Genomic DNA, 14,120 nt, shown 5'->3' on the forward strand with positions numbered 1-14,120 from the left:
GCTCCGAACCCGCACCCGAACTGTGATCTACATCACGTTTGTGCGGCGGGGTTCGGACGGCCCGGCAACGCGTCGGCCGCTCATCCACCTGTCACAGTGCGGCGGTAGCCTGTGGGCCGTGGCTCTGTACCGGAAGTATCGACCGGCGACGTTCGCTGAGGTAGTGGGTCAGGAGCATGTCACCGACCCGCTGAGTACGGCGCTGGATACCGGACGGATCAGTCACGCGTATCTGTTCTCCGGTCCCCGTGGCTGCGGCAAGACCTCGTCGGCGCGCATCCTCGCGCGCTCGCTCAACTGTGTGGAGGGGCCGACCTCCACGCCGTGCGGGGTCTGCGCATCCTGTGTGGCGCTCGGGCCGGGCGGTGCGGGCAATCTCGACGTCATCGAGCTCGACGCGGCCAGTCACGGTGGTGTCGACGACACCCGTGAGCTGCGCGATCGCGCGTTCTACGCGCCCGCCGAGTCGCGCTATCGCGTGTTCATCGTCGACGAGGCGCACATGGTCACCACGGCCGGGTTCAACGCGCTGCTCAAGATCGTCGAGGAGCCGCCCGCCCACCTGATCTTCATCTTCGCCACCACCGAACCGGACAAGGTGCTGCCGACGATCCGCTCGCGCACCCACCACTACCCCTTCCGGCTGCTGCCGCCCGCGACCATGCGCGGCCTGCTCGGCAAGATCTGCGAGCAGGAACACGTGCCGGTCGAGGAAGCGGTGTATCCGCTGGTCATCCGGGCGGGCGGGGGATCTCCGCGTGACAGTCTGAGCGTGCTCGACCAGCTGCTGGCCGGTGCCGGGCCCGAGGGCGTCACCTACCCGCGCGCGGTCTCGCTGCTCGGCGTCACCGACGTCGCGCTGATCGACGACGCGATCGACGCGCTCGCCGCCGTCGACGGCGCCGCGCTGTTCGGCACCATCGACAGCGTGATGGAGGCGGGCCACGACCCGCGCCGCTTCGCCGTCGACCTGCTCGAGCGCCTGCGCGATCTGATCCTGCTGCGCGCGGTGCCCGACGCCGCCGAGCGCGGTCTGGTCTCCGGCCCCGGCGGCGTCCTGGAACGCATGCGTGACCAGGCCGAACGCCTCGGCCCAGCCACCCTCACCCGCTACGCCGAACTCCTGCACGAGGGCCTCGGCGAAATGCGCGGCGCGACCGCCCCCCGCCTCCTGCTCGAGGTCATCTGCGCCCGCATGCTCCTGCCGTCGGTCTCCGACGCCGAATCCGCCACCCTCCAGCGCCTGGAACGCCTGGAGCGGGGATTCGCCGGCGGCGCAGTGCCTTCCGCCCCCGCCCGCCCCGGCCCCGCGGCCGGCGAACCATCCCCCGAGCACGCCGCTCCGTCCGAGCGCCCGGCTCCCCGCCCCGCGGGCGCCGAGAGCCGTCGCCGAGGCGCCGAGCTCCTGGCCGCCGCCCGCGCCGAAAAGGAAGCGGCCGCAGGCGGTTCGGCCACGCCCCACCGTGAGCGCCCCGCCGCGGGCGGCCCAGTCGCGTTCGAGTCCACGGCCCAGGCTCCTGCGCAGCAGAATGTGGCGCCCGCACCGGCTGGGCAGCAGAATGTGGCGCCCGCACCAGCTGGGCAGCAGAGTGCGGCACCCGCGTCGGCTGACCGGCAGAACGCGGCAGCCGCGTCGGCTGACCGGCAGAGTGCGGCAGCCGCGTCGGCTGGGCGGCAGAGTGTGGCGGCCGCACCGTCGAGCTCGGTCGAGGAGCAGGGTTCTGCCGCAGGTCAGCCGGGTCCGGCGATCGGTGGCGCCGCTGTGGAAGGTTCTGCCGCGCAGTCGCATTCGGGTGCGGCTTTGGTTTCTGACGGCGGGGCAGTCGTGTTGACGCAGGGCGAGGCCCCCATCCCTGGCGTAGAAGGTGAGGCGGCACAGGCTGTTTCGCGCTCGGGCGCGGCCGCTCCCGCAGGCGCGTCACCGTCGCGCGACATCGAGCAGGTCGCTGACGATACGCAGCGTCCGGCGGCTGCGCGCGAACAGGCCGCTCCGCAACACGTGGCTCCGCACCAGGTCACGGCCCCGCAGTCGGCGGTTTCTCCCGCATCGGTCGCTGGTACGGAACCGGCTGGCCAAGCGCCCGCGGTGATGCCGGAAGTGCCGCCGCGTCAGGCGCCCGCGCAGAGCGTCGTGTCTCCGCACGAATCCACAGGACCGCAGACTGCGGCGCCGCGCCAGGAGCCCGCCGCCGCTCCGCAGCAACCCGCCGCCTCTGCTTCGCAGCAGCCGGCCGCATCGCAGCAGCCCTCCGCATCGCAGTCACCGGCCGCACCGGCGGAGGATCTTGTCGCGCTGGTCGACGGAGCCTGGGCGGAGATCAAGGGGAAGGTGCGGGAATTCGGGCCGACCTTGCAGGCCCTGTTGTCGGGGGCGGCGGTGTCGCGGGCCGAGGGCGACGTGATCGTGTTCGCGCATCAGAGCCCGCCGTTGGCGCAGCGGCTGTCGGATCCGCGCAATATCGACGCGGTGCGGTCGGCGGTGCGCGCGGTGCTCGGTCGCGAGCTGGATGTGCGCTGGGAGACGGGTGCGCCCGCGCCGCGTCCGGCGGCGAAGTCGGCGAGCGCGGCGCGCGGTACCGGTCAGGGCGAGGCGAAACCGGCGGGCCGTCCCAAGTTCTCCCGGCCGAGCCAGGCCGGGGGCGGTCAGCAGGCGGGCGCGTCGGGTCAGGCCAAGTCGGCCGCCGACGACGACATCCCGCCGCCCGACTTCCCCGACCTACCCGACGACCCCGGTCCCGACGAGGGGTATGGGGCCGAGTCGAGCCGGTCCGGTGGCGATTCCGGGCGCGGTGCCAGGCCGGGTGACGCGGTGCTGGCGCCCCCGACGCCGGAAGAGGAGCAGGAGATGCTGGCCGCCGCCGCGGAGCCGGTGGCGCCCGGAGATCGGCAGGACCCGGACGAGGTCGCTCTGGCGTTGCTGCGAGACGAGCTCGGAGCGAAGAGTCTGGATGGTTGACAGCCACCGGCTGGACCACGTTAAGTTAACCGGAGTTCGCACACCACGGTAGTATGAACGGGTGGCCGGAATCGCCGGATGGAGCATGGCTCTATGCTCCGCTGGTGCTGCCGGATTTGTACGGCGTCGAGACAGTTGGTCGTGGCGTTCGTGCGGCCACCGCACCCCAAGGAAGGAAACACTCCGATATGACCACAGAGGCCTACATCTACGAGGCCATCCGCACTCCGCGCGGCCGCGGCAAGAAGAACGGCTCGCTGCACTCGGTCAAGCCGATCGATCTGACTGTTGGTCTGATCCAGGAGCTGCGTGGCCGCTTCCCCAACCTCGACGAGGACCAGATCTCGGACCTCATCCTCGGTGTCGTCACCCCCGTCGGTGACCAGGGCATGGACATCGCCCGCACCGCGGTCACCATCGCGGGTCTGCCCGACACCGTCGGTGGCTTCCAGCTCAACCGCTTCTGTGCTTCCGGCCTCGAGGCCGTGAACCTGGCTGCGCAGAAGGTTCGCTCCGGCTTCGACGACCTCGTCCTCGCCGGTGGTGTCGAGTCCATGTCGCGCGTGCCGATGGGCTCCGACGGCGGCGCCTGGGCGCTTGACCCGGCCACCAACTACGACGGCTACTTCGTGCCGCAGGGCATCTCGGCCGACCTGATCGCCACCATCGAGGGCTTCTCCCGCGATGACGTCGACGCCTACGCGGTGCGTTCGCAGGAGCTGGCCGCCAAGGCCACCACCGGCGGCTACTTCGCCAAGTCGATCGTTCCGGTCAAGGACCAGAACGGCCTCGTCGTGCTCGACAACGACGAGCACATGCGTCCCGGCACCACCGCCGCCGACCTGGGCAAGCTGAACCCCTCCTTCGCCGGCATCGGTGAGATGGGTGGCTTCGACGCCGTCGCGCTGCAGAAGTACACCTACATCGAGAAGATCAACCACGTCCACCACGGTGGCAACAGCTCGGGCATCGTCGACGGCGCCGCCCTGGTGCTGATCGGTTCCGAGGAGGCGGGCAAGAACTCGGGTCTGACCCCGCGTGCCCGCGTCGTCGCGACCGCCACCTCCGGTGCCGACTCCACCATCATGCTGACCGGCCCCACCCCGGCCGCGAAGAAGGCACTGGCCAAGGCCGGCCTGACGATCGAGGACATGGACCTCGTCGAGATCAACGAGGCGTTCGCCTCCGTGGTGCTGAAGTTCCAGAAGGACCTCAACGTCCCGGACGAGAAGCTGAACGTCAACGGCGGCGCGATCGCCATGGGCCACCCGCTGGGTGCCACCGGCGCGATGATCACCGGCACCGTGGTCGACGAGCTGGAGCGCCGCAACGCGCGCTACGGCCTCGTCACCCTGTGCATCGGTGGCGGCATGGGTGTCGCCACCATCATCGAGCGCGTCTGATCCCCAGCCGACTTCACTTCTCATAGGAGAGAACGAAAAACTATGACTGACAACATCATCGGCTGGGAGAAGGACGCCGACGGCGTGGTCGTCCTCACCATCGACGACCCCAGCCAGGGCGCCAACACCATGAACGACGCGTACATCACCTCGATGGCCGCGACCGTTGATCGCCTGGAGGCGGAGAAAGACGACATCACCGGTGTCGTCATCACCTCCGGCAAGAAGACCTTCTTCGCCGGCGGCGACCTGAAGAACATGATGCAGGTCGGCCCGGACAACGCGGCCGAGGTCGTGGCGATGCTCGAGGGCGTGAAGGCCCCGCTGCGCCGCCTGGAGCAGCTCGGCAAGCCGGTCGTGGCCGCGATCAACGGCGCCGCCCTCGGCGGTGGCCTGGAGATCGCGCTGGCGACCCACTACCGCGTCGCGGCCGACGTCAAGGGTTCGGCCATCGGCCTGCCCGAGGTCTCCCTGGGCCTGCTGCCCGGTGGCGGCGGCGTGACCCGCACCGTGCGCATGCTCGGCCTGCAGAACGCGCTGATGCAGGTGCTGCTGCAGGGTCAGCGGCACCGGGTGACCAAGGCCAAGGAAATCGGCCTGATCAACGAGGTCGTGTCCTCGGTCGAGGAGCTGCTGCCCGCCGCCAAGGCGTGGATCGCGGCCAACCCCGACGCTGCCCAGCCGTGGGACAAGAAGGGCTTCAAGATCCCCGGTGGCACCCCGTCCACCCCGGCCTTCGCGGCGAACCTGCCCGCGTTCCCGGCCAATCTGCGCAAGCAGATCAAGGGCACCAACATGCCCGCCCCGCGCGCCATCATGGCCGCGGCGGTCGAGGGCGCGCAGGTCGACATCGACAACGCGCTGACCATCGAGGGCCGTTACTTCACGAGCCTGCTGACCGGTCCGGTCGCGAAGAACATGATCCAGGCGTTCTTCTTCGACCTGAACCACATCAACGGTGGCGGCTCGCGTCCGAAGGACGTGCCCAAGCGTGAGATCAAGAAGATCGGTGTCATCGGCGCCGGCATGATGGGCGCGGGCATCGCCTACGTCTCCGCCAAGGCCGGTTACGAGGTCGTCCTCAAGGACGTGCAGCTCGAGGCCGCCCAGAAGGGCAAGGCGTACTCGGAGGCCATCGAGGCCAAGGCTCTCTCGCGTGGCAAGACCACCCAGGAGAAGTCCGACGCGCTGCTGGCTCGCATCCACCCGACCGCGGACGCCGCCGACTTCGCCGGTGTCGATTTCGTGATCGAGGCCGTGTTCGAGAACCCCGAGCTCAAGAACAAGGTCTTCCAGGAGATCGAGGACATCGTCGACGCCGACGCGCTGCTCGGCTCGAACACCTCCACCCTGCCGATCACCCTGCTGGCCGACGGTGTGAAGCGCTCCGAGGACTTCATCGGTATCCACTTCTTCTCCCCCGTGGACAAGATGCCGCTGGTGGAGATCATCAAGGGCGAGAAGACCTCCGACGAGGCGCTGGCCCGGGTGTACGACTACACCCTCGCCATCAAGAAGACCCCGATCGTCGTCAACGACAGCCGTGGCTTCTTCACCTCGCGCGTGATCGGTACCTTCATCAACGAGGCCATCTCCATGGTCGCCGAGGGTGTCGACCCGGCCACCGTCGAGCAGGCCGGTCTGCAGGCGGGCTACCCGGCCGCGCCGCTGAAGCTCAGCGACGAGCTGAACTTCACCACCATGCAGAAGATCTACAAGGAGACCGCCGAGGCCATCCTCGCGGCCGGTGGCGAGCTCAACGCCGCGTCCGCGAAGACCGCCGAGGTGCTCGACACCCTGGTCGGCAAGTACGACCGCAAGGGCAAGGCGGGCGGCGCCGGCTTCTACGACTACGTCGACGGCAAGGCCACCGGCCTGTGGGACGAGCTGCGCTCGCTCTACAACTCCAGCCGTGAGCTCCCGGAGGGTGTCACCTTCCAGGACCTCAAGGACCGGATGATGTTCGCCGAGGCCATCGAGACCCAGAAGTGCTTCGACGAAGGCGTGCTCACCAGCACCGCCGACGCGAACATCGGCTCGATCTTCGGCATCGGCTTCCCGGCCTGGTCGGGCGGCTCGCACCAGTTCATCGTGGGCTACCCCGGTGGCCAGGAGGCCTTCGTGGCCCGCGCCGACGAGCTGGCGAAGAAGTTCGGCCCGCGTTTCGAGGTCCCGGCCTCGCTGCGCAAGTAAGCAGTACCCGGCTCCGGCCGGTCCGGAAGCCCGTCACCGTTCGCGGTGGCGGGCTTTCCGCATGAGGCCGGCTCGCGCCGAATCAGCCGTAGGTCACCACGAGCGGCGCGTGGTCGGAGAGCCGCTCGTCGGGTGAGGATTCCTTGTCCGCGACGACGGCCGTGGCCAGCCGGGCGAGTTTCGGTGTCGCGAGCTGGTGATCCACCCGCCAGCCCACGTCCTTGACGAAGGACTGGCCCGCCCAACTCCACCAGGTGAGCGGGCCCGGCCGCTCGCCGTGCACCTGCCGCACCACGTCGACGAGCCTGCGGGTGCCCAGCACCGTGCTGAACCAGTCGCGGTCGGCGGGCAGGAAGCCGTCCATCGTGCGCGCGGCACGCCAGTTGGTCACGTCGTGCTGGGTATGGGCGATGTTCAGGTCTCCGACGAGGAGGAACTCGCGTCCCGCCGCGCGCGCCGCGAGCCGGTTCCGATGCAGTTCGCGGGCGAAGGCCGCGAGAAACCGGTGCTTGCGCTCGTATTTGAGACCGCCATCGGGCTGTTCACGCATCGAGCCCGGACGCTGCAGCTGCGCGGGCAGGCCGCCCTTCGGGAGATAGAGGCAGGCCACCGTCACCGCGCGGTCAGCCAGATCGACCTCGAGGTAGCGACCTTGCGTGGCGAACTCGCCGAGTCCGCGGGCCTTGGGGGGATGGGTCACCCACGTCCGCACCGCGGCGGCGGGAACTCTCGTCAGCACAGCCACCCCGTTCCGACCGGCCACGGAACCGACGTCGACAGCTGCCGAGTAGCCCGGAAATGACCCCACTTCCCAGGCGGGACAACGCAGTTCCTGCAGCGCGACGACATCGGCCGACCGAGCACGCAGCCAGGTGTCGAACCCGCGACGCCGCGCCGCGCGAATCCCATTGACATTGAACGTGGCGACAGTGAACGAATCGCCGACCGAGGAACTCATGCGCAACACTGTGCCTGAACCGCCCACCGCCCGCGCTCGCGCTGCGCTCAACTCCGGTGTCGGCCAACCGTGGCCGCCACAGCATCGAATCTCCACCCGATGGATGCCATATCGCGCTAGCTTGGATATGTGCGGATATTCGGGCGCGCGTCCGATAGGTCCCACGCCGACCGATACGCCGGTGACGCCGATTCGATGTGTGAGGTGGTCACATGGATCCGCAGCAGTCGCGCATAGCGAACACGCAGCGCCAGCAGGCTCCCGGCGAGGTCGACGAGACCGTCATCGCCGAGCTCGACGCCATGGGCCTCACCGGGGCCAAGGAGATCGGGCGCGGCGGATTCGGCGTGGTCTACCGGTGTCTGCAACCCGCGCTGGACCGGGTGGTCGCGGTGAAGGTGCTGTCCTCGGAGATCGACGAGGAGAGCCGGGAGCGGTTCCTGCGCGAGGAACAGGCGATGGGCAGGCTCTCGGGCCATCCGAACATCGTCGACATCCTGCAGGTCGACGTGACCGCGACCGGGCTGCCGCTGATCGTGATGCCGTACTGCTCGCGCGGGTCGCTCGAACGTCTCATCCATGATCGTGGCCCGCTGACCTGGGCCGATACCCTGCGCGCCGGGGTGAAACTGGCCGCGGCGATCGAATCCGCGCACCGGGCGGGGATTCTGCACCGGGACGTGAAACCGGCGAACGTGCTGATCAGCGGGTACGGCGAACCGCAGCTCACCGACTTCGGCATCGCCCGCATCCCCGGCGGCTTCCAGACCTCGAGCAGCTTGATCACCGGCTCGCCCGCGTTCACCGCGCCCGAGGTGCTCAGGGGGCAGGAACCGACCGTGCAGTCCGATATCTACGGGCTCGGTGCGACCCTGTTCGCCCTGCTGACCGGCCACGCCGCCTTCGAACGGCAGGCCGGCGAGAAGGTCGTCGCGCAGTTCCTGCGGATCACCACCCAGCCGGTGCCCGACCTGCGTGCCCAGGACATCCCCGACGACGTGGCCGCGGTGATCGAGTCGGCGATGTCGCCGGAGCCGGGGGACCGGCCCGCCTCGGCCTACGAGTTCGGCGAGATGCTGCGCGAGGTGCAGCGCGCGCACGGCCAGATGCCCGACGAGATGGCTCTGCTCGACACCCAGCCCGTCGAGATCGACGCGGGCACCCCGGAAGCGCTCAAGGCCGTGACCGCCCGGCGCAGCTGGCCGTTGACCCTCCAGCCCGCGGGCGCCTCGGTCCCGCTGCGCAGCGGTGGCACCGGGCCCACCGGCACGCTGCCACCCACCGCGGCCACCAAGTTCCGGCCGCCGACGCCGGCCCGCGAGCCGTTTCCACGCCAGCGTCTGCTCGACGTGCTGCGTGCGGGCGGCAATCGTCGGCTGGCGCTGGTGCACGCGCCCGCCGGATTCGGCAAGAGCACGGTGGCCGCCCAGTGGCGGGCCGACCTGGTCGCCAGGGACATCCCGGTGGCCTGGCTCGGCATCGACCAGGACGACGACAGCGAGATCTGGTTCCTGGCCCACCTGATCGAGGCCATTCGCCGGGTGCGTCCCGATGTCGGCGCCGGTCTGGAGCAGGTGCTCGAAGAGCGTCCGGCCGACGCGGCCGCCTTCGTGATCGCGACCCTGATCGATGAGATCCACGCCAGCGATCGCAGCGTGGTCGTCGTCGTCGACGACTGGCACCGCGTCCGCGACCCCGGGGTGCACCGGGCGATGGCCGCGTTGCTCGACAACGGCTGCCACCACGTACGTTTCGTGGTGACCAGCCGCGATCAGTCCGGGCTGCCGATCAGCAGGCTGCGGGTGCGCGACGAACTGGTGGAACTGGGCGCGGCGGAGCTGCGGCTCACCGAGGCCGAGACGCGGCAGATCCTGGTGGAGCGCAACGGCTTCGCGCTCACCGACGAGCAGGTCGAGCAGATCCACACCGCCACCGAGGGCTGGCCCGCCGCGATCCAGCTGGTGAGCCTGACCCTGCGCGGCAAGGCCGACCCGACCCAGCTGCTGAGCTCGCTGGCCGAGGGCGGCCACGGCATGCGGGAATACCTGGCCGAGAACGTCCTCGACAGCATCGCGCCGGAACTGCTGGAGTTCCTGATGGCGATCTCGGTGGTCGAGCGGGTCAGCGGTTCGCTGGCCACCGTCCTCGCCGACGTGCCCGACGGCGCGGCCATGCTCGAACAGGCCGAACAGCGCGAACTGTTCCTGCACCGGATCGAGCACGACCCGGAGTGGTACCGGATGCAGCCGCTGTTCGCCGAGCACCTGCGGGCCCGGCTCGAGCGCGAACACCCCGGACGCGCGAAGGTGCTGCACCGCAAGGCGGCTCGCTGGTACGCCGAGCACCAGCTGCTGCGCAAATCGGTCGACCACGCGCTGGCCGCCACCGACCTCAAGCTGGCCGCCGATCTGCTGGAGAGCGGCGGCATGGACCTGATCGACCGGTCCCGGCTGGCGACGCTGCTCGGCAGCGTCTCGAAACTGCCGGTGCAGCAGGTGACTTCCCGCTCCAAGCTGCTGATGGCGGTGGCGCGGGCGAACATGAACCTGCAGGAGACCAGCACCGCGCGGTCGGCACTGGGCCGGCTGTCGAATCTGCTGGCCCGCGGTGCGGGCGGCGAACCGGAACTGGCCGAACAGCGCTGCGCGGCAACAGTGCTCGAGGCCGCCGACCAGGTCGCCCACGACGACCTCGACGGCGTGGCCGACAAACTCGCCGCCTGCCTGGCGACCCCCGACGAGCTGCCCGCGTGGACGGTCTCGACCGCGGCCAACCTGGTGTCGTTCGTCCGGCTGTGCGAGTTCGACTTCGCCGGCGCGACCGAGATGCAGGACTGGGCGGCCGAGTATCACGCGCGGTCCAAGGACCCACTCGGCCCGGTCTTCGGCCTGTGCGCGCGCGGTGACGCCGCCTACGAACAACTCGACATCGCCACCGCCACCGCGTGTTTCGAGCTGGCCTACGACACCGCGCGGGACCGGGCCGGGCCGCGTTCGGACGCCGTGCGGGTGGCCGCGGCGCTCCTGGGCGAGGTCGCCTACCGGCGCGGCGACCTGGACCTGGCCGACCGGCTGCTCGACGAGAGCCATGAGCTGGTCACCCGGGTCGGGCCGGTCGACTTCCTGGTCGCGACCTTCGTGACCGGCGCGCGGGTGAAGGCCGCGCTCGGCGACCAGTACACGGCGTCGGCGCGGCTGGACGAGGGTGCGCGGGTGGCCGCGACGAACGGGCTGGCCCGTCTCGACGCGCAGGTCCGCGCCGAGCGGTCGCGGCTGGGCCTGCCCGCCGGTGACGCAGTCGACCGATTCGCCGCCGACCCGTCGGGCAACGGCAAGCGGAGCAAGTCGGGTGCGGCGGTGCTCATCGCCGAGGCCCGCGAATTCGCCGAGATCAGGGCGCTGCTGGCCGAACAACGCCTGCGCGCCGACGACCGGGCCGCCCGGCACGCCCGGGTGCTCTACGCGCGGCTGCTCGATCAGTCCCGGCCCCGGGCCGAACTGGACGCCACGCTGCTGCTCGCCGAGTGTCTGGCGTCGGCGGGCTGGGTCGGCGAGGCGACCGGGCTGGTCCTGCCGGTGCTGCGCACCTGCGCCGACCTCGGCTGGACCAGGCCACTGCTCGACGCGGGGCCCGGTGTCGTCGGCTTGCTGCACGTGCTGCGCACGCAATCGCACGAGGGACAGCCGCATCCCCTGCTCGCCGAGGTGCCCGGCCACTTCCTCGACGAACTGCTGGTCTGAGCCGAAGCTCGGGTGCGCGCCCGCGCACCCGAGCTCAGGACCGGATTACGGCTGCCACCACGGACGCAGCGGGACGTCCCAGGTGCCGTTCTTGTCGAGCTTCACGCCCAGCACGTGATGCAGCTGCACCACATTGCGCTGGAAGCCGAGCCGGCAGCCCGCCATGTACAGGCCCCACACCTTCGCGGTGCCCTCGCCGACCTCGGCGACGCAGGCGTCCCAGTTCTCCACCAGGTTCTTGCACCATTCGTGCAGGGTGAGCGCGTAGTGCTCGCGCAGGTTCTCCTCGTGCAGCACCTCGAGGCCGATGTTCTGGACCTCGGAGATGATCCGGCCCGAGCCGATCAGCTCGCCGTCCGGGAACACATAGCGGTCGATGAAATCGCCCGCCTTGGTGGTGCGGGTGTTGTCCGGCCGGGTGATGCAGTGGTTGAGGAACAGGCCGCCGTCGCGCAACTTGTCCTTGATGTAGCCGAAGTAGAACGGGTAGTTGTGCACCCCGATGTGCTCGGTGAGACCGATCGAGGAGACCGCGTCGAACTCGCCCTCGGGGATGTCGCGGTAGTCGCTGTGCCTGACCTCGGCGAACTCGCCCAGGCCCTCGTCCTCGATCTTCTGCTGCGCCCAGGCGGCCTGCTCGGCCGAGAGGGTGGCGCCGATGACCTTGACCCCGCGCCGGGCCGCGTAACGGACCATGCCGCCCCAGCCGCAGCCGATGTCGAGCAGCCGGTCGCCTTCCTTCAGCCGCAGCTTCTCGAAGATCAGCCGGTACTTGTTCTCCTGGGCCTGCTCGAGGGTCCAGTCCGGTTCGCCGTAGACCGCGCAGGTGTAGGTCATGGAGGGACCGAGGACGTACTCGTAGAACTTGTTCGAGACGTCGTAGTGGTGGTGGATCGCCTCGGCGTCGCGGGTCTTGGAGTGACGTAGGCCCTCCAGCGCGATCCGGCGCCAGCGGGGCAGGGTCTCCTGCGGCGGCGGCGCGATCGGCTTGAGCCGCTCCCAGCCGAGCGAGCGGGCGATGGTGACCAGCGACAACGCCGAGGGGCGATGGAACTTCATCGCCTGCATGGCCTGGAGGATGTTGTACGGGTCGCCGGGGTGCACGCCCTCGGCGACCATGTCACCGGCGATATAGGCCCGGGCCATGCCGAGATCGCCGGGTGCCGAGGCCAGGTAGTTGATACCGCGCGGTGTCTTGATGTCGAGGGTGTAGGGCGAGTCCGCCGGCCCGGTCGCGCTGCCGTCGTAGGCGGTCAGCCGGATCGGGATCTCGCCGTCGATGAGCGTCTCGAAGACCTCGGCGATCGTGAGCCGGGTTCCCAGCTCGGCGAATACCTCGGATCGGTCCTTGAATGTCGTCACTTGCGTTGCACCGCCTTCGAATACAGATTCAGCAGTCGTTGGTCCGGGTCGTAACGGTTCTTCAGTTCGGTATAGGTCTCGCCGCCGTACAGCTCGGCGAACTCGTCCTCGGCGTAGTAGGAATCCGAGTACAGCGACTTGTGCCCGTCGAATTCGGACACGATCTTCTCGATCGCGCGGTTGGCCGCCCCCTCCGGCTGACCGGGCTTGCTCGGGACGGCCGACCAGAAGCCGACATTGACATAGGTGCGCCGCGGTTCGAGCGGGTACAGCGGCCACGGACGGTCGCCCGCCGGGTCGCCGGCGGTCTCGCGCAACCGCAACGGGCACAACCAGATCGGCTCGATCGGTATTTCCTTCAGGAACCATTCGACGAAATCGGCGGTGCGGTGCACCGGTACCTCGATGTCCTGGACCACCCGCTCCTGCGGTGGATTGCCCTTGCGGGCCTCCAAGCGGTCACCGATGTGGTACTTGCGGTCGAGGGCGACCAGCTTCCAGTAGAAACTGCTGCGTCGGTAGGCCTTCGGCCAGAACCGGCGGATCTTCGGGTTCTGGGTGCCGAAGGCGCGTGAGCACCAGAACCAGTCGGTGTCCCAGCGCCAGAGGTAGTCGTGGATGGTCAGCCGGTCCCGCTTGACGCCGTCGGCGTGCTGTAGCGAGCGGTAGTAGATGTCCATCCCGGTGTAGTCGCTGACCGGGCCCGGCTCGTCGGTCTGCCTGCCCAGGGTGAGATAGCTCTCGGTCGCGGTGAACACGACGCCGTCGAGGTAGTCGACCCGTTCGCCCTGGTAACTGCGCTCGGTGACGATGCGCTCGAGCTCGGCTTCGAGTTCGCGCAGGTCGTGGAAGCGCACGTGGCGCAGCGCGACATACGGCTCGACGGGTTCGAGCTCGATCTTCAGCCGGACCGTGTAGCCCAGCGTGCCGTAGGAGTTGGGGAACCCGCGGAACAGATCGGCGGTCTCGCCCTCGGGTTTCACCGTGACGATCTCACCGGAACCGGTCAGCACGTCCATTTCCAGCACGGATTCGTGCGGAAGGCCGTTGCGGAACGAGGTGGACTCGATCCCGAGGCCGGTGACGGCACCGCCCAGGGTGATGGTCTTGAGCTGCGGCACGACCAGCGGCGCGAGACCGTACGGCAGCGTGGCCGCCACCAGGTCTTCGTAGGTGGTCATGCCCGCGACATCGGCGGTTCTCGCTTCCGGGTCCACCGCGATCACCCGCCCGAGGCCCGACACATCGAGGCCGGGCGCGGTGCTGGCCGCCCTGGCCCGGAACAAGTTGGACGTCTTCTTCGCCAAGCGGACGACGGCGCCGGGTGGAATGGCGCGATAGCTTGCCAGCAGTCGCTCCACACCCTCCCGGTGCGCGGCATATCCAGACTCGCGTGCGGCCGGTTCGTGGCCGGCCCTACCCAAAAGACTCACTGCCACGCATTCGACGCTAGTACGACCGTGTCCGTCGGGCTACCGAATACCACCCCGCCACGTCGAAATGTCACG

At 69.5% G+C, this 14,120-nt stretch carries 7 protein-coding genes; 4 read left to right on the forward strand and 3 right to left on the reverse strand.

The window, feature by feature from the left end; translation table 11 throughout:
- Window positions 1-118 precede the first annotated feature (118 nt).
- The 3 genes from ATM97_RS28735 (at window position 119) to ATM97_RS28745 (ending at window position 6,552) form a co-directional block, all read left to right on the forward strand.
- Window positions 119-2,956 (forward strand): DNA polymerase III subunit gamma and tau, encoded by a 2,838-nt coding sequence (locus ATM97_RS28735; RefSeq protein ID WP_218721315.1) that lies wholly within the window; start codon window positions 119-121, stop codon window positions 2,954-2,956.
- Window positions 2,957-3,144: 188 nt separating this feature from the next.
- Window positions 3,145-4,359 (forward strand): acetyl-CoA C-acetyltransferase, encoded by a 1,215-nt coding sequence (locus ATM97_RS28740; protein ID WP_218721316.1) that lies wholly within the window; start codon window positions 3,145-3,147, stop codon window positions 4,357-4,359.
- Between the two features lie 42 nt (window positions 4,360-4,401).
- The gene (locus ATM97_RS28745; protein WP_218721317.1) at window positions 4,402-6,552 is read left to right on the forward strand and encodes a 3-hydroxyacyl-CoA dehydrogenase NAD-binding domain-containing protein; all 2,151 of its coding nucleotides are present in this window, start codon (window positions 4,402-4,404) and stop codon (window positions 6,550-6,552) included.
- Between the two features lie 82 nt (window positions 6,553-6,634).
- On the opposite strand, the gene ATM97_RS28750 is transcribed toward ATM97_RS28745, so the two are convergent.
- Window positions 6,635-7,510 (reverse strand): exodeoxyribonuclease III, encoded by an 876-nt coding sequence (locus ATM97_RS28750; protein WP_218721318.1) that lies wholly within the window; start codon window positions 7,508-7,510, stop codon window positions 6,635-6,637.
- Window positions 7,511-7,722: 212 nt separating this feature from the next.
- Between ATM97_RS28750 and ATM97_RS28755 the strand changes: the two genes are divergently transcribed.
- On the forward strand, window positions 7,723-11,250 hold the full coding sequence (locus tag ATM97_RS28755) for a serine/threonine-protein kinase (protein ID WP_218721319.1): 3,528 nt from the start codon (window positions 7,723-7,725) through the stop codon (window positions 11,248-11,250).
- A gap of 45 nt (window positions 11,251-11,295) precedes the next feature.
- Here the strand turns inward: ATM97_RS28755 and ATM97_RS28760 are convergent, their stop codons facing one another.
- Together ATM97_RS28760 and ATM97_RS28765 are read right to left on the reverse strand one after the other, a co-directional pair.
- The gene (locus ATM97_RS28760) at window positions 11,296-12,612 is read right to left on the reverse strand and encodes a class I SAM-dependent methyltransferase (protein ID WP_218721320.1); all 1,317 of its coding nucleotides are present in this window, start codon (window positions 12,610-12,612) and stop codon (window positions 11,296-11,298) included.
- A complete protein-coding gene (locus ATM97_RS28765) occupies window positions 12,609-14,045 on the reverse strand; it encodes an FAD-binding oxidoreductase (protein ID WP_218721350.1) in 1,437 nt (478 codons plus the stop codon). The genes ATM97_RS28760 and ATM97_RS28765 overlap by 4 nt, the downstream gene beginning before the upstream one ends.
- Between the last annotated feature and the right edge of the window lie 75 nt (window positions 14,046-14,120).

Origin of the sequence: Nocardia sp. MH4, from assembly GCF_019266065.1 — a bacterium.
Classification (GTDB): Bacteria; Actinomycetota; Actinomycetes; order Mycobacteriales; family Mycobacteriaceae; genus Nocardia; species Nocardia canadensis.